This is a genomic window from Shigella sp. FC1544 (assembly GCF_001722145.1).
GTDB lineage: Bacteria > Pseudomonadota > Gammaproteobacteria > Enterobacterales > Enterobacteriaceae > Escherichia > Escherichia coli.
Genome location: NZ_MECT01000576.1, coordinates 1 through 16338, shown reverse-complemented (window position 1 = coordinate 16338; position 16338 = coordinate 1). Strand labels below are relative to the sequence as shown.

At 48.4% G+C, this 16338-nt stretch carries 15 protein-coding genes and 6 pseudogenes; 10 read left to right on the top strand and 11 right to left on the bottom strand.

Annotation, left to right across the window (positions count from 1 at the left end):
- The 4 genes and pseudogenes from BGK49_RS28620 to BGK49_RS22995 form a co-directional block, all read right to left on the bottom strand.
- Window positions 1-122, bottom strand: a 122-nt coding sequence (locus BGK49_RS28620) for an IS1 family transposase (RefSeq protein ID WP_001422013.1), incomplete at its 3' end; no start/stop codon positions are given.
- A gap of 33 nt (window positions 123-155) precedes the next feature.
- Complete coding sequence (locus tag BGK49_RS23005; RefSeq protein ID WP_024181292.1) at window positions 156-254, bottom strand: IS3 family transposase; 99 nt, start codon at window positions 252-254, stop codon at window positions 156-158.
- Window positions 255-326: 72 nt separating this feature from the next.
- Window positions 327-503 (bottom strand): annotated as a pseudogene (locus BGK49_RS23000) (phage regulatory CII family protein); the annotation flags it as partial.
- Window positions 504-535: 32 nt separating this feature from the next.
- Window positions 536-757 (bottom strand): hypothetical protein, encoded by a 222-nt coding sequence (locus BGK49_RS22995; RefSeq protein ID WP_001247707.1) that lies wholly within the window; start codon window positions 755-757, stop codon window positions 536-538.
- 125 nt (window positions 758-882) lie between these two features.
- On the opposite strand from BGK49_RS22995, the gene BGK49_RS22990 reads away from it, so the two are divergent.
- From BGK49_RS22990 to BGK49_RS31805, 3 genes and pseudogenes are all read left to right on the top strand, one after another.
- Window positions 883-1452, top strand: coding sequence for a phage repressor protein CI (locus BGK49_RS22990; protein ID WP_001047326.1), 570 nt, complete (start codon window positions 883-885; stop codon window positions 1450-1452).
- Window positions 1453-1467: 15 nt separating this feature from the next.
- Entirely contained in the window at window positions 1468-1671 is a 204-nt protein-coding gene (locus tag BGK49_RS28605; RefSeq protein ID WP_073817597.1) for a YdcA family protein, read from the top strand.
- A 188-nt stretch (window positions 1672-1859) separates the two neighbouring features.
- Window positions 1860-2925, top strand: a pseudogene (locus BGK49_RS31805) (phage integrase).
- 91 nt (window positions 2926-3016) lie between these two features.
- On the opposite strand, the gene rcdA reads toward BGK49_RS31805, so the two are convergent.
- Window positions 3017-3553 carry a DNA-binding transcriptional regulator RcdA gene (gene rcdA / locus BGK49_RS22980; RefSeq protein ID WP_001297003.1) on the bottom strand — a complete coding sequence of 179 codons (537 nt, stop codon included), beginning with the start codon at window positions 3551-3553 and terminating at the stop codon, window positions 3017-3019.
- A gap of 83 nt (window positions 3554-3636) precedes the next feature.
- Here rcdA and BGK49_RS22975 point away from each other — a divergent pair, with 83 nt between their 5' ends.
- From BGK49_RS22975 to ybjH, 3 genes are all read left to right on the top strand, one after another.
- Complete coding sequence (locus BGK49_RS22975; protein WP_000217888.1) at window positions 3637-4845, top strand: MFS transporter; 1209 nt, start codon at window positions 3637-3639, stop codon at window positions 4843-4845.
- Complete coding sequence (gene ybjI, locus BGK49_RS22970; protein WP_001299614.1) at window positions 4845-5660, top strand: 5-amino-6-(5-phospho-D-ribitylamino)uracil phosphatase; 816 nt, start codon at window positions 4845-4847, stop codon at window positions 5658-5660. Before BGK49_RS22975 ends, ybjI begins: the two co-directional genes overlap by 1 nt.
- A gap of 85 nt (window positions 5661-5745) precedes the next feature.
- Window positions 5746-6030 carry a protein YbjH gene (gene ybjH, locus BGK49_RS22965; RefSeq protein ID WP_000605484.1) on the top strand — a complete coding sequence of 95 codons (285 nt, stop codon included), beginning with the start codon at window positions 5746-5748 and terminating at the stop codon, window positions 6028-6030.
- Window positions 6031-6070: 40 nt separating this feature from the next.
- Here the strand turns inward: ybjH and mdfA are convergent.
- A pseudogene (gene mdfA, locus BGK49_RS22960) lies at window positions 6071-7300 on the bottom strand (multidrug efflux MFS transporter MdfA).
- Between the two features lie 288 nt (window positions 7301-7588).
- Between mdfA and ybjG the strand changes: the two are divergent.
- Both ybjG and deoR read left to right on the top strand, forming a co-directional pair.
- The gene (gene ybjG / locus BGK49_RS22955) at window positions 7589-8185 is read left to right on the top strand and encodes an undecaprenyl-diphosphate phosphatase (RefSeq protein ID WP_000892317.1); all 597 of its coding nucleotides are present in this window, start codon (window positions 7589-7591) and stop codon (window positions 8183-8185) included.
- A gap of 57 nt (window positions 8186-8242) precedes the next feature.
- Window positions 8243-9001: a DNA-binding transcriptional repressor DeoR gene (gene deoR / locus BGK49_RS22950; protein WP_000450111.1), complete on the top strand. Its 759-nt coding sequence runs from the start codon at window positions 8243-8245 to the stop codon at window positions 8999-9001.
- 46 nt (window positions 9002-9047) lie between these two features.
- Here deoR and dacC read toward each other — a convergent pair.
- A pseudogene (gene dacC, locus BGK49_RS22945) lies at window positions 9048-10250 on the bottom strand (serine-type D-Ala-D-Ala carboxypeptidase).
- A gap of 246 nt (window positions 10251-10496) precedes the next feature.
- Between dacC and gstB the strand changes: the two are divergent.
- Window positions 10497-11121 (top strand): annotated as a pseudogene (gene gstB / locus BGK49_RS22940) (glutathione S-transferase GstB).
- On the opposite strand, the gene yliI reads toward gstB, so the two are convergent.
- Together yliI and bssR are read right to left on the bottom strand one after the other, a co-directional pair.
- Window positions 11118-12233, bottom strand: a complete 1116-nt coding sequence (gene yliI / locus BGK49_RS22935) for an aldose sugar dehydrogenase YliI (protein ID WP_000555032.1) — start codon at window positions 12231-12233, stop codon at window positions 11118-11120. The pseudogene gstB and the gene yliI sit on opposite strands and share 4 nt — an antisense overlap.
- Window positions 12234-12343: 110 nt before the next feature.
- On the bottom strand, window positions 12344-12727 hold the full coding sequence (bssR, locus tag BGK49_RS22930; protein ID WP_000497137.1) for a biofilm formation regulator BssR: 384 nt from the start codon (window positions 12725-12727) through the stop codon (window positions 12344-12346).
- Between the two features lie 212 nt (window positions 12728-12939).
- Between bssR and rimO the strand changes: the two genes are divergently transcribed.
- Window positions 12940-14265 (top strand): 30S ribosomal protein S12 methylthiotransferase RimO, encoded by a 1326-nt coding sequence (rimO, locus tag BGK49_RS22925; RefSeq protein WP_000049370.1) that lies wholly within the window; start codon window positions 12940-12942, stop codon window positions 14263-14265.
- A gap of 46 nt (window positions 14266-14311) precedes the next feature.
- Here rimO and BGK49_RS22920 read toward each other — a convergent pair whose 3' ends face one another.
- Together BGK49_RS22920 and BGK49_RS22915 are read right to left on the bottom strand one after the other, a co-directional pair.
- Window positions 14312-15640, bottom strand: a complete 1329-nt coding sequence (locus BGK49_RS22920; RefSeq protein ID WP_000086894.1) for a GGDEF domain-containing protein — start codon at window positions 15638-15640, stop codon at window positions 14312-14314.
- A gap of 7 nt (window positions 15641-15647) precedes the next feature.
- Window positions 15648-16238, bottom strand: a pseudogene (locus tag BGK49_RS22915) (cyclic diguanylate phosphodiesterase); the annotation flags it as partial.
- Window positions 16239-16338 lie beyond the last annotated feature (100 nt).

Below are 16338 nucleotides of genomic sequence, written 5' to 3'. Positions count from 1 at the left end.
AGTTGCCATGTTTTACGGCAGTGAGAGCAGAGATAGCGCTGATGTCCGGCAGTGCTTTTGCCGTTACGCACCACCCCGTCAGTAGCTGAACAGGAGGGACAGCTGATAGAAACAGAAGCCACTGGAGCACCTCAAAAACACCATCATACACTAAATCAGTAAGTTGGCAGCATCACCGCCACCGTGTATTTCTGGTCAACAACCAGTTGAGCGGATTCGCGTTTAAACTCTGCGCTAAAATTTCTTTTTTTCATTGGAGCACCTGTGTTGTTCTGAGGTGAGCATATCACCTCTGTTCAGGTGGCCAAATTCAGTGTGCCACTTCAAAGCAGCCAGATTTCTGGTGCGGTTAATAAATGAGGCTGAGCTGGGTTCAGCTTGTTCCGCAGAATCTGCACATTCATGCCTGCACGTTCTGCCAGTTGCACCAGATTGTGGCGCAGTGCAAATGCACGACAGGCTTCATCAAAATATGGATGTTTGGAAACTTGGTAATCAAACATGGTCAATGCCTCTGATGTATTTCAGAATCGAACTAATTAAGGTTTAGATTGCATTCTGAAAGCGCATCAACGGTCATTGCTGCTATGTTGATCATCACTTTTTCGCGTTTTTTATCTTTGCGCAGACGGTGACGGATAAGGCGTCCATCAGCCAACATGTCATTGATGGTATCGATGGATAGCCCTGTCAGCTCGCTATAGCGTTCAATAGTCACATGAGGCGTGGTAAGAGTGATTGAAATGTTAGGTCTCATGATGCAACATTCCTCGTTTAATGATGATTAATCAGGACGAATACGGATCGTTTGTATTTTGTGAACACCATAAGCATACGATCGCACAGTGAAATCGCCAAGATAAAAGTTCACTTGGAGTGACCATGAATTTGGAGAAAGGCGGACGAGGCGCCATAGAGCGCATGGTAGAAGCTTATGGATTCAAGACTCGACAGGCGTTGTGCGATCATTTAGGAATCTCTAAAAGTACACTCGCCACACGCTACATGCGTGACTCATTCCCAGCAGAATGGGTAATCCAGTGCGCCCTTGAAACGGGCACCTCGCTTAATTGGCTCACAACCGGACATGGTTCAAAGCAAACTTCAGGTAATACAAATACTATGGAAGTTGCTAAATATGTATTATCTGATGGTGCCTTGCGTGAAGACGGTTTTTATATTTTTGATAAGGGATTTCTACCCTCTACGTTTAAAAAACCTTTTGTCATCACAGATAACAATTCTGAATTTATTTGTGATAAAGAATTTGATGACATACGTGATGGTAAATGGGTAATAAGTATTGATGGCGAAGTAACGATCCGTGACATTACTCGTTTACCCGGTGGAAGAATCTTCGTCGAGGGTGGAAACAGAGCCTTCGACTGTAAGATAGAAGACATTGAAATAATTGGTAAAATTATAAGTTTAACAGTTAAATATGTTAGATAATACCGGGAGGAAACTATGCTTGGTAAAGTATTTTTTGTGGTTTTATCATGCTCTTTATCATGCTCTTTGTTATTAAGCCCACTAACTACCTATGCTAAAAATTATCCTTGTTCTGGGAAAAAGGGAGGTGTCTCTCACTGTACCTCCGATGGAAAATTTGTTTGCAATGATGGAACTATTAGTAAATCCAAAAAAATCTGTACTAAAAACTCACGATAACTTTTGCTTTTATATCTGCGTCTAAAATAAAAATGAGCCGCAGGTTAACCGCAAAAGTTACATGCTCACATAGCAAAAAGAATAGCCAACTTCATTATGGCTTCAGTGAGATGTATGGTCGTAGGATTTCATACATTGACACTGGTTATACATACAGTAAAAATACTCTCTACTGGAGGGCATTTTTTATGGCAGTACGAAAACTCACCACTGGGAAATGGCTTTGCGAATGTTACCCTGCCGGACGAAGTGGGCGTCGTGTGCGTAAACAATTCGCCACCAAAGGCGAAGCACTGGCTTTTGAGCGCCACACGATGGAAGAAACCGAAGCAAAGCCCTGGCTGGGTGAATCAGTGGATCGTCGAACACTGAAAGACGTGGTTGAGCTATGGTTCAAACTACATGGTAAATCTCTGACAGCTGGGCAGCATGTCTATGACAAATTGCTGTTGATGGTTGACGCTCTGGGCAATCCTCTTGCAACCGATCTCACCTCTAAAATGTTTGCCCACTATCGAGATAAACGCCTGACAGGCGAGATCTACTTCAGCGAGAAATGGAAGAAAGGAGCAAGCCCGGTCACCATTAACCTGGAGCAAAGCTATCTAAGTAGTGTTTTTAGCGAACTATCCCGTCTGGGCGAATGGTCGTATCCGAACCCACTGGAGAACATGCGAAAATTCACCATCGCAGAAAAAGAGATGGCATGGCTTACCCATGAGCAGATTGTTGAATTGCTGGCTGATTGCAAACGTCAGGACCCAATTCTGGCACTGGTAGTTAAGATATGCTTAAGCACAGGCGCACGCTAGCGTGAAGCCGTAAATCTTACCCGCTCACAGGTGACCAAATACCGAATTACCTTTGTCAGAACGAAGGGGAAGAAAAACAGAAGCATCCCTATCAGTAAAGAGCTTTACGAAGAGATCATGGCGCTTGATGGGTTCAATTTCTTCACAGACTGCTATTTTCAATTTTTATCCGTGATGGAAAAAACGTCTATCGTGCTCCCTCGCGGTCAACTCACACACGTTCTGCGCCATACGTTTGCGGCGCACTTCATGATGTCGGGTGGAAACATTCTGGCCTTACAAAAAATTCTCGGACACCACGATATAAAAATGACTATGCGTTACGCACATCTGGCACTGGATCATCTGGAAACGGCGCTCCGTTTCAATCCTCTGGCAACGCTGCCAAGTGGCGACAAAGTGGCGGCAGCGGTTGGCATTACCCCGTAATAACCACCACTGACCACCAACCTAACTTATTGTTTTTAATCTAACTTATTGTTTTCATTAACCCGTTTACATAAATGGTTTTTTTGTTATCTAAAATTTATCTACTACCCTGCAACCCTCTCAACCATCCTCAAAATCTCCTCGCGCGATAGCGGCTTACGGTCGGTGACAAAATGCAGCGTCATCCCCTCAATAAACGCATCAAGCGCGCGGGCGGTTCCGGGTTCAAACCATTGTTCGAGCGTTTGCTGACTGCGCTGCATCCAGTTTTGCATTACCGTTTTTAATAGCGGTTTTCGGCTAGCCAGCGCGTAGAGCTGGTACATCAGCTCCATATTATCCGGCGTTGCAACCTGTGAGCTGTAGATCATATCGGTGATAGCCTGGCATGCGCCTTGAGCATCACTAACATCGCTAAAAAATGCCTGATATTGACGGGACATAATCTCAGTAAAACTGCTGAACGCCTCCAGCAACAACTCATCAATTCCTGAAAAATAGTAGGTCATCGATCCCAACGGTACCCCGGCAAGGGTAGCAATTTTGCGGTGCGTAACAGCATGTATTCCGTAAAGTTTCACCGCCTCCAGCGTGGCCTGGATAATTTTTTCTCGCCGTTGCGGATCGTTAGCGCGACGCATGTCATTTCCTCTGTCTGCAATTGTGTACAAATGTACACAACCTTGCTAATGTTGTCTTCCCTCTTCTTATTTTGACGTGATCTATGACCGTAAATTCTTCACGTAATGCATTGAAACGCCGAACCTGGGCGCTGTTTATGTTCTTCTTTTTGCCAGGCCTGTTAATGGCGTCCTGGGCAACCCGTACGCCTGTTATCCGCGATATTCTCTCTGTCTCGATCGCTGAAATGGGCGGTGTTCTCTTTGGTCTGTCGATCGGTTCGATGAGCGGTATTCTCTGCTCGGCGTGGTTAGTGAAACGCTTTGGGACACGTAATGTCATCCTGGTCACGATGTCCTGCGCATTGATCGGGATGATGATATTAAGTCTGGCACTCTGGCTGACATCGCCCCTGCTCTTTGCCGTTGGTCTCGGCGTCTTTGGGGCAAGTTTTGGTTCTGCGGAAGTGGCGATAAACGTTGAAGGTGCCGCCGTTGAGCGAGAAATGAATAAAACGGTTTTGCCGATGATGCACGGTTTTTATAGCCTGGGCACGCTGGCAGGCGCTGGTGTCGGGATGGCACTGACGGCCTTTGGCGTTCCGGCAACGGTGCACATTTTATTGGCGGCGCTGGTAGGTATCGCGCCTATTTATATCGCCATTCAGGCAATCCCTGACGGTACGGGCAAAAATGCTGCCGATGGCACCCAGCATGGCGAAAAAGGCATTCCTTTTTATCGCGATATCCAGTTGCTGTTGATTGGTGTTGTAGTGCTGGCGATGGCCTTTGCCGAAGGTTCTGCCAACGACTGGTTACCCTTATTAATGGTTGACGGTCACGGTTTTAGCCCTACTTCCGGCTCGCTGATTTATGCCGGTTTTACCCTGGGGATGACCGTTGGACGCTTCACTGGCGCTTGGTTCATCGACCGTTACAGTCGCGTTGCCGTGGTTCGGGCCAGTGCACTAATGGGGGCGTTGGGTATTGGGCTGATTATTTTTGTCGATAGCGCCTGGGTCGCTGGGGTGTCTGTTGTACTCTGGGGACTGGGTGCCTCGCTGGGCTTCCCGCTGACCATTTCTGCCGCCAGCGATACCGGCCCCGATGCACCAACCCGCGTCAGTGTGGTAGCAACGACCGGTTATCTGGCTTTCCTCGTCGGGCCGCCGCTGCTGGGCTATCTCGGCGAACATTATGGATTACGTAGTGCAATGCTGGTTGTACTGGCGCTGGTTATTCTCGCGGCTATTGTCGCGAAAGCCGTCGCCAAACCCGATACCAAAACGCAGACGGCGATGGAGAATAGTTGATGAGCATTAAATTAATTGCGGTAGACATGGATGGTACTTTCTTAAGCGATCAAAAAACCTATAACCGTGAGCGGTTTATGGCTCAGTATCAGCAAATGAAAGCACAAGGCATTCGCTTTGTGGTCGCCAGCGGGAATCAATATTATCAGTTGATCTCTTTCTTCCCTGAAATTGCTAATGAAATTGCCTTTGTGGCTGAAAACGGCGGCTGGGTAGTGAGTGAAGGCAAAGATGTTTTTAATGGCGAGCTGTCGAAGGATGCCTTTACTACTGTCGTGGAACATTTGCTGACGCGCCCGGAAGTGGAAATTATTGCCTGCGGAAAAAATAGCGCCTATACGCTCAAAAAATATGACGATGCCATGAAAACGGTGGCGGAAATGTATTATCACCGTCTGGAATACGTCGATAACTTTGACAACTTAGAAGATATTTTCTTTAAGTTTGGCCTGAATCTTTCCGATGAACTGATTCCACAAGTACAAAAAGCATTACATGAGGCCATCGGCGATATTATGGTGCCAGTCCACACCGGCAACGGCAGCATCGATCTGATTATCCCCGGCGTACATAAAGCCAATGGCCTTCGCCAACTGCAGAAATTATGGGGAATAGACGACAGCGAAGTGGTGGTCTTTGGCGATGGCGGTAACGATATTGAGATGCTGCGTCAGGCAGGCTTTAGTTTTGCAATGGAAAATGCCGGCAGCGCGGTCGTCGCAGCGGCAAAATACCGGGCAGGCTCCAATAACCGTGAAGGCGTACTGGATGTGATCGATAAAGTGCTTAAACACGAAGCGCCATTTGACCAATAAAAACGGCAGCACGCCCGGCAACACAATACCTGAATGAAGGCTGCATAATTCGCGGAAATTAACCCGCTGCATTATTTCAGGCGAAATGATTATGAAAAATTGTCTACTGTTGGGCGCGCTTTTAATGGGCTTTACTGGTGTGGCGATGGCGCAAAGTGTCACCGTCGATGTGCCGAGTGGATACAAAGTGGTTGTAGTTCCTGATTCAGTCAGCGTTCCACAAGCGGTCAGCGTCGCGACTGTGCCGCAAACCGTCTATGTGGCTCCTACGCCAGCTCCGGCTTACCGCCCGCATCCTTATGCTCGCCATCTTGCCAGCGTAGGTGAAGGGATGGTTATCGAACACCAGATTGACGACCATCACCATTAATTCGAGAATGCCTAATCGCACAAAGCAGTCAGGCATTTTTTTACCCTTCGTGAGAATTTCCCATCTGTTTATCTTTTAAAAAGATAACCATCAGCGACAACCACAAAATTCCGTTGACAAGGTTGAAGAGATTAAACTGTCCGTTGCCCCCGTTCAGCCAGGCATGTTTGCTGATTTCAATACCAACGGTAAAGATCAGCATTTGCAGCATTCCCATCGCCGCAGAAACCGTACCTTTACTCATATCGCTGGCAAACAGGGTTAATCGCACCAGTCCCGCATTCGCCAGACCAATACCGAAAGCATAAATACTTAACCCGGCAGTCATCCATAAATACGCGTGCGATGAGATAACCGTTGCCGCAGCAGCGACCAACAGACCAATCATAATCGGCCAGCCGCCCATAATTATCAGCGAACGTACGGTGCGGCGCGAGGTCAGACGCGCTAACAGCAAGTTACCCGCAATTAACGCCCCGAAAATAGGCACTTGCAGCAAGCCATATTCATAGCTGCTCAACTGCTCGCCGGTAATGATGATAATCGGCGACTGGGCGATCCACGCCAGCAATGGCAGGCTAACGAATCCCAGCGCCAGCGCCCCCGCCACAAAGCGGCCGTTCTTCAGCACCAGCTTATAGTCACGACCGAGTTCTTTCAGTGACAGTTTCTCGCCTATACGCGTGGCGGTTTCAGGCATAGCTCGTTGCAGACCGAAAAAGGAGATCGCTGCCAATGCGGCAAACAAAACAAACATCCCCTCCCAGGGCAGCACATGGATCCACGCCGCGCCCACCAGCGGACCAAGTAGCGGAGCAATCAGCGCCACGTTCGCCATCAGCGCGGTGATCTTGATACAAACCGCCTCTTCGAAAGATTCCTGAATTGCGGCGTATCCCACAGCGCCAATGAAACAGAGGCTTATGCCCTGCAAGAAGCGCAACAGAGTGAATTGTTCAATGTTTTGCGCCAGTAATATTGCCAGACAGGTGATGATAAACCACACCCCCCCGCCAGCATCACCGGACGGCGACCAATACGATCCGACAGCGGCCCCAGGAGCCATTGTAAAAACATCCCGCCCGCCAGATATGCGGTCATTGAAGTAGGAACCCAATCAATGCCCGCCTGATATTGTTCCACCACGGCCAACATACCGGGTTGAATCATATCTGCCGATATAGGTTGAAAATTCGTAAAGCACCAGACAGAGAGGGAAAAGTAACGCCTGACGTCCAAGCCTGGCACCGGAAGCTAATTTATTTTGCATGCAATTTCTTCGCCAATAATAATCGCGCAGAGTTTAATAAAAGCGCAGCTAACGAGAAAGCGAATTTTGTAGCTGAAACCACGGTTAAGCACATTCTTACATTATTGCGAGTATAGCTACGCTTTCTTTAAGTTTTATTTAACCTATGCCCGTTACAATCACCCACCGTAAACAGGCCGCTTGAGGGAAATAAGACGATGCCGCTTTACCCACCCAGTTTAACCTGCACTTTATTCTCAACGACTTGCCTGTATTGGCTCCCTTTTAATCACTTTGCGTCGGGAAGTTATGCTGGAAAATTTGAATCTCTCTCTATTCTCTCTTATTAACGCGACGCCAGACTCGGCTCCGTGGATGATCTCGTTGGCGATTTTTATTGCTAAAGATTTGATTACCGTGGTGCCGCTGCTGGCCGCGGTGCTTTGGTTGTGGGGGCTTACAGCACAACGGCAACTGGTGATAAAAATCGCTATCGCGCTGGCGGTCAGCCTGTTTGTGTCCTGGACGATGGGACATCTTTTTCCGCACGACCGACCCTTTGTCGAAAATATCGGCTATAACTTCCTGCATCATGCGGCGGATGACTCATTCCCAAGCGACCACGGTACGGTGATTTTCACCTTTGCACTGGCATTTTTATGCTGGCATCGCCTGTGGTCCGGCTCACTTTTAATGGTGCTGGCCGTCGTCATTGCCTGGTCGCGCGTTTATCTTGGCGTCCACTGGCCGCTGGATATGCTCGGTGGATTGCTGGCAGGTATGATTGGCTGCCTTAGTGCCCAGATTATCTGGCAAGCGATGGGGCATAAACTCTATCAACGTCTGCAATCGTGGTATCGCTTCTGTTTTGCATTACCGATCCGCAAAGGCTGGGTGCGTGACTGATCTCTGCTAAAAAGTGTAGTATTGAGCGGCTCGCTTCAATAACTATTCAGAGGGATTATGGAAACACGTCGCGAAGAGCGTATCGGGCAGCTGCTGCAAGAATTAAAACGCAGCGATAAGTTACATCTTAAAGACGCCGCCGCCCTGCTTGGGGTTTCGGAGATGACGATTCGTCGCGATCTGAACAACCACAGTGCGCCCGTCGTTTTGCTCGGCGGCTATATTGTTCTGGAACCGCATAGTGCCAGCCATTACCTGTTAAGCGATCAAAAATCCCGCCTGGTGGAAGAAAAACGCCGGGCGGCAAAACTGGCTGCGACACTGGTAGAACCCGATCAGACCCTCTTTTTTGACTGTGGCACCACCACGCCGTGGATTATTGAAGCGATTGATAATGAAATCCCTTTTACCGCCGTTTGTTATTCGCTAAATACCTTTCTGGCGCTGAAAGAGAAACCCCATTGCCGCGCATTTCTGTGCGGTGGTGAATTTCACGCCAGCAACGCCATTTTCAAACCCATCGATTTTCAGCAAACGTTGAATAATTTTTGCCCGGATATCGCTTTTTATTCCGCGGCGGGCGTGCATGTCAGTAAAGGCGCTACCTGTTTTAATCTTGAAGAGTTGCCGGTAAAACACTGGGCCATGTCGATGGCGCAAAAGCATGTGCTGGTTGTCGACCACAGTAAATTTGGCAAGGTCCGTCCGGCGCGCATGGGTGACCTGAAACGCTTTGATATTGTGGTGAGTGATTGTTGCCCGGAAGATGAGTATGTGAAGTACGCGCAGACGCACCGTATTAAGTTGATGTATTAATGACGTATAACCGGATGACGTTTCGCGCCATCCGGTTATCAGAAGATTAAGAGAACCAGCTGCCGAACCACTGATGGAATTTCATCATCACGAAATCCCACATCCGACCAAAGAATCCGCCCTCTTCCACATTTTCCATCACGATCAGCGGACGCTGCTCAATGGATTTACCGTTAAGCTGGAAATCAATGGTCCCGACAACCTGACCTTTTTTCAGCGGTGCGGTAAGCTGCGGTTCCGTTAACGTGTAGCTCGCCTTCAGGTTTTTCAGCTGCCCACGCGGTATGGTCACTGAGCCCGCTTCGCCTGCCCCGAGATTCACTTCGCTCTTATCACCAAACCAGACGCGCTGAGTCACAAAGGTGGTATCAGGTTTAATTGGCGTCACGGTTTCAAAGAAGCGGAAACCCTAGGTCAATAATTTCTCAGACTCATTAAAACGGATACGGTCAGTTTTCGCCCCCAACACTACGGAGATTAAACGCATATCGCCCTGGGTAGCCGAAGCAACCAGATTATATCCCGCGCCTGCCGTGGTTCCTGTCTTCATGCCATCAACATTCAGATTGCTGCTCCACAGCAGACGGTTACGGTTAGGCTGACGAATTTTGTTGAAGGTGAACTCTTTCTCTTTATGAATGGCGTACTCTTCCGGCACATCGTGGATCAATGCTTTACCCAGCAATGCCATATCGCGCGCGGTACTGAACTGCCCCGGCGCATCCAGGCCGTGCACCGTCTGGAAGGTAGTGTTGGTCAGACCCAGTTTTTTGGCATAACCATTCATCAGACCAATAAATGACTCCTGGCTCCCGGCAACGTAATCGGCCAGCGCAATACAGGCGTCATTACCGGACTGGATAATCACACCTTTGTTCAAGTCTGCCACCGAAACCTGATCGCCCGGTTTGAGGAACATTACCGATGAACCACGCAGTGCCGGATTTCCCGTCGCCCAGGCATCTTTACCGACCGTCACCATATCGGTGAGTTTAATCTTATCGGCCTTAAGCGCCTGCCCAACCACATAGCTGGTCATGATTTTAGTCAGGCTCGCGGGATCCAGTTTCTCATCCGCATTGCCTTCTGCCAGCACTTTACCGCTGGCGTAATCCATTAAAATCCATGCACGCGCATCCACGCTCGGCGCTTCAACGGTTTGTTCGGCCGCGAATGCCGTTGGGGCAAAAAGGAATAAAAATGCAGAACCCGCTGCAAGACCACGAAGGAGAGAGGAGTATTGCGTCATAAATGCCACCCGAGTATCCATTCAAAAAAAATACGTTATATCGCCGTATGATAAGTTCGGTGATTAATAACGCACACACAAACTTAAAGAAACCGTAAGTTGGTAAAGTTTTTAAAGTTTATGCAATATCCTGCCGCTTCGCTGCTTCTGGTGTCATTTTTTTGCCAGCTGTTGCTTAAAAGTTAACTTTACTTCACCATCGGAGTCCTGTTCAGCCTGTGGCTGCCTGTCGGAAAAGGGGTGAGTATGATTACGCTGTGGGGTCGGAATAATTCAACCAACGTAAAAAAGTATTGCTGACGCTCGAAGAACTGGAACTACCTTATGAGCAAATTCTCGCGGGCCGTGAGTTTGGGATAAATCACGATGCTGATTTTCTGGCGATGAACCCTAACGGGCTGGTGCCGTTGTTGCGTGACGACGAAAGTGATCTCATTCTTTGGGAATCAAACGCCATTGTCCGCTATCTGGCGGCACAGTACGGGCAAAAACGCCTGTGGATCGACTCACCGGCACGTCGTGCGGAAGCGGAAAAATGGATGGACTGGGCAAACCAGACGCTCAGTAATGCCCATCGAGGGATCCTGATGGGATTAGTCAGAACACCACCGGAAGAGCGCGATCAGGCCGCCATTGATGCCAGTTGCAAAGAGTGCGACGCCCTGTTTGCCCTGCTCGATGCGGAACTGGCAAAAGTAAAATGGTTCTCTGGCGACGAGTTTGGTGTGGGCGATATCGCTATCCACCGTTCATCTACAATTTGTTTAACGTTGGCCTGACCTGGACACCGCGTCCAAATCTGCAACGCTGGTATCAGCAACTCACTGAACGCCCCGCAGTGCGCAAAGTGGTGATGATTCCCGTTAGCTAATTGCGTGGGCTAACTTTAAGTAATTCCCCACTGGACTCGTCGGTGAGAACGTATAAATAACCGTCGGGTCCAGTGCGAACATCACGAATTCGCTGCCCTCTGTCCGTTAAAATACGGCCATCTTCTGTCACTTTGTCGCCGTTGACGCTCATCACAATGACATCTTTATCTTTCAGCGCGCCAATAAATAATTTTTGCTGCCACTGGGGGAATTTATCGCTGTTATAGAAGGCCATGCCGCTCACAGCGGGCGAATCTTTCCAGTAAAAAACAGGTTGCTCGGTCCCGGCGACGATCTCCCCTTTCGCTTCCGATATCTTAAAGCCTGAATAGTTGATTCCCCAGGTTGCCAGCGGCCAGCCGTAGTTTTTGCCTTTTTGCGGGATATTAATTTCATCACCACCGCGCGGGCCATGTTCATTCAGCCACAGTGCATTACTCCACGGATTCATCGCCATTCCTTGCGGATTACGAATGCCATAAGACCAGATCTCGGCGCGCGCACCGGATTCCTTTATAAAAGGATTATCATCCGGGATTTCGCCCTGATCGGTCAGACGCACCAGTTTGCCCTGTAATTTATCCAGATCCTGCGCCGTCGGGCGCTGATTGTTTTCGCCCAGAGCAATAAAAAGATAACCTTTACCGTCGAATACCAGCCGCCCGCCAAAATGGTTGCCGGTAGACAGTTTTGGCATCTGGCGGAAGACGGTGCGGAAGTCGGTCACTTTTGAGAGATCATCACTTAAGCGGCCATAACCCACAGCAGTTCCGGCTTTGCCATCATCGCCAACTTCGGAATAACTTAACCAGATGCGGCGAGACTGAGCAAAATCAGGCGCTAAAACCACGTCCAGCAGGCCGCCCTGCCCGTGCGCCCAAACGTCCGGAACTCCGGAAAGCGGCGCAGATAATCCTTTTCCTGCTTGCCAGTGACGCAACTCGCCGCCGCGCAGAGTGATTAACATACCGTGATTATCGGGTAAAAAGGCCAGTGCCCAGGGATGGTCGAGTTTGTCTTGCAGTACTTCGACATTTACCGTTGCAGGAGCCGCCCAGAGAGCGGAAGAAAGACAAATAAGGGGCACAAGGAAAAAGGATTGTCGATGCATAACGCCTCCGGATTGACTCTGGCTTAAAGCGTAGTCAGTGGAGGAGATAACAAATTCATTTTTACAAAAACTTAAACATGAAGGGGGAGACGCTTTCTCCCCCTTAGTTTTCAGGCCTTCTCAAGCATGGCGTGCTTCTGCAGGCTCTGGATACTCAGCGTTAAGCTCATCAGACAATTTTCAAGCTTATCGGCGTTGACGGTAATAACAGTCGGGCAATCATGGTGCCCACTCATCAAACATACTGCGGCTGTCGCTAATGCTTCTTCAGCATGATGAAGAGCACTCCACTCTTCCTGATCCAGATGAAGATTCAACCGCAGCGATTTATCGTGCAGTTCGCGATTCAGTTTAAAAAAGTTATCTCGTAGATGATTGCTTTCGCTGACGGACATGTATCCTTTTGCCTTCCTCAGTTGCACGTATGCAGCGAGGTCAACGCGTGCGTCGATCAACCGGTTCAGCAGATCGATTCGCTGTCTGTCAACAAACATACTTCGATCCTCCTCTTTCCAGCCTTGTTGCAATTAAATAGTATGGCTATTTTTTGAGCAAAATGCTGTCCAGGATCAATTCTTCACGCCGAATTAACAAAATTTACATTTCCTTCGCCTCCGCCAGCGAATGAGATTGCGATACAAATTTTATCCAGAACTCTGTAGAATCCCTGCCCTGACCTTTCCTGTAACTGAATATTTTTTAAGCTATGAGCAAAGTAACTCCCCAGCCGAAAATCGGCTTTGTTTCCCTTGGCTGTCCGAAAAACCTTGTCGATTCAGAGCGTATTCTCACCGAACTCCGCACTGAAGGTTATGACGTGGTACCGAGCTATGACGATGCGGACATGGTGATCGTCAACACCTGCGGCTTTATTGACAGCGCGGTACAAGAATCACTGGAAGCCATTGGTGAAGCGTTGAATGAAAACGGCAAGGTAATTGTGACCGGTTGTCTGGGGGCAAAAGAAGATCAGATCCGCGAAGTCCACCCGAAAGTGCTGGAAATCACCGGGCCTCATAGCTATGAGCAGGTTCTGGAGCACGTTCATCACTACGTGCCAAAACCGAAACACAACCCATTCCTGAGCCTGGTGCCAGAACAAGGTGTGAAACTGACGCCGCGTCATTATGCCTATCTGAAAATTTCGGAAGGCTGTAATCACCGCTGCACCTTCTGCATTATTCCGTCTATGCGCGGCGACCTGGTGAGCCGTCCGATTGGCGAAGTGTTAAGTGAAGCGAAACGTCTGGTAGATGCGGGCGTTAAAGAGATTCTGGTGATCTCGCAGGATACTTCCGCCTATGGCGTTGATGTTAAACATCGTACTGGCTTCCACAACGGCGAGCCGGTAAAAACCAGCATGGTCAGCCTGTGCGAACAGTTATCGAAACTGGGGATCTGGACACGTCTGCACTACGTTTACCCTTATCCGCATGTGGACGACGTCATCCCACTGATGGCAGAAGGCAAAATCCTGCCGTATCTGGACATTCCGTTGCAGCACGCCAGCCCGCGCATTCTCAAACTGATGAAGCGTCCGGGTTCTGTAGATCGCCAACTGGCGCGCATCAAACAGTGGCGCGAAATCTGCCCGGAACTGACCCTACGCTCAACCTTTATTGTCGGCTTCCCTGGCGAGACAGAAGAAGATTTCCAGATGCTACTCGACTTCCTGAAAGAAGCGCGTCTGGATCGCGTTGGCTGCTTTAAATACAGCCCGGTTGAAGGTGCAGACGCCAATGCCCTGCCTGACCAGGTTCCGGAAGAAGTTAAAGAAGAACGCTGGAACCGTTTCATGCAGCTGCAGCAGCAGATTTCCGCCGAGCGCCTGCAAGAGAAAGTGGGCCGTGAAATTCTGGTAATTATCGACGAAGTGGACGAAGAAGGCGCGATTGGTCGCAGCATGGCAGATGCACCGGAAATCGACGGCGCGGTTTATCTCAATGGTGAAACCAACGTTAATCCGGGTGATATCCTGCGTGTGAAAGTCGAGCACGCCGATGAGTACGATTTGTGGGGTAGCCGGGTTTAATTAATTCAGGCCGGGCAAAATCATTTGTCCGGCCTGCGAATAATGATTACTGCCAGCTAATCTGAGCCCTGCCGTTTTTCTTACTCTTATACAGCCGCTCATCCGCCAGCATTTTCAAGCGTTCGACGGTGGTACATTCATTTGAATGCGCTACACCGATACTGGTACTTAAATTAATGCTTCCCACCTGGAAATGAACGATTTCTTTTAGAATCGATAGCAACTCTTCCAGCGTTCCACCCGTATAAATCACCGCAAATTCGTCACCGCCGAAGCGGTAGATTTTACCTTTATCTACCGGGATCTGTGATTTAAGGATTTTCACCACTTTCATCAACACTTCATCGCCCAGCAAATGACCGAAGGTGTCGTTAATGTTTTTGAATTTATCGACGTCAAACAGGCACAAATAACCGCCTTTTTCCGGCAGCGCTTTTAAATCTTCGTCAAAGGATTTTCTGCCCATTGCTTTGGTCAGGTCGTCCAGGAACGCCGAGTTATACATACTGTAGAGTTTTTTGACATCGGCAGCCGAAAAGAAAAGCCCGCCATCCAGTACGCGTTCAAAATGGTTATTAATGACGGCTTCTTTCTCCACAATACCACGATTAATCACTCTGCGTACCAGATAGAGGCAACTGGCACCCGATATCACAGCCACCAATGCGGCAAAGAAAATAATCAATGTACAGACCCGCAAATAAACATCTTTTTTATACGCAAATACGTACAATCCGGTCGGCAAATAGGCGAAGTGCTCCATCGCTTCCGAAACGGTGAAGATGGCGTTTTTAGCATTATATTCATCACCGGTCACCGGTTTACCGTTCTTAAATAGAGAGAACATCAGGTTCTCGCTGTCCATCGCCAGCGATTTTGACAGTAAAGAAAAACGCTCCAGACCAAGCAAAAATATCAGACTACGATTGTGAGTTACCGGATAGAGGTAATAGACGAAGGTTTTACCGTCAAAAGAGATAAACCCTGTATTTTTGACATGTCGATACTTCACAACCTGCATAATATCTGCACAATAATTTTTCTCGAACTCCTTTACATGAATACATTCGTCACTGGAAATCAGATAAGGACCGACATCGTACAAATAAGAGGGGGAAACCGAGTCGGCGTAAGCTGTGCGCAAACCAACCAACAGCTGTTCCTCCGTGGGATTTAGCGTGTTGATAAGATCAATTGCCACGCTACGCCGATATTCAGCAATATTTGCCACCGCAAAAGCAGTATCAATAACGGACTGTTTCAGGCTATACACCCGTTCCTTTACCATTTGAGTGTAGATCCCGCAGGCAACTGCTGAAATCATGATAAAAATCAGCAGACTGACTGTAAGTACGAACTTATTGATTCTGGACATACGTAAACTACTCTTTTACTAATTTTCCACTTTTATCCCAGGCGGAGAATGGCATAGGTTTCTGGTACAGATACCCCTGAGCCTGAACACATCCTAATTTAATTAATTCGCGCGCAACGTCTTCGCTCTCTACGCCTTCCGCAATCACCGGGATCCGGTTATAGCGTGCCAGATCGAAAATAATGCGCACAATTTTTCCCGCAGTACCGAAAATATCGCCGGTAAATTGCGAGTCCACCTTTATGCTGTCTGGATTAATTTCATAAAAACGTTTCAGGTTTGACAAACCGGTGCCAAAGTCATCAATCGATATCCGTACCCCTTGTTTACGCAGTTGTTCAATATTGAGATAAAAATGTTCATTAATTCGCTCGATCACGGTTTCAGTGATCTCAACACATAGGCTGTTCGCCTTCAGGCCATTTTCTTTCATGATGGTGGTAAAACGCTCATGAAAGTGCGGTTCGTTTAACTGCCAGGGCGAAACATTAATATGCAGTAAGAAATCATCCTTCAGCGACGCACGCTGACTAAAATGTCTGAATTCACCCATTGCCGTTTTAATAATCTGATAACCCAGCTCATTGATAAACCCGATATGAAGTGGTCAACAAAAACTGGCCACCGAGTTAGAGTTTTTCCAGTATCGATTTTCCGATTCGTTTGGGGGTAACCCACCGTTATATTCGTGCGGTCTT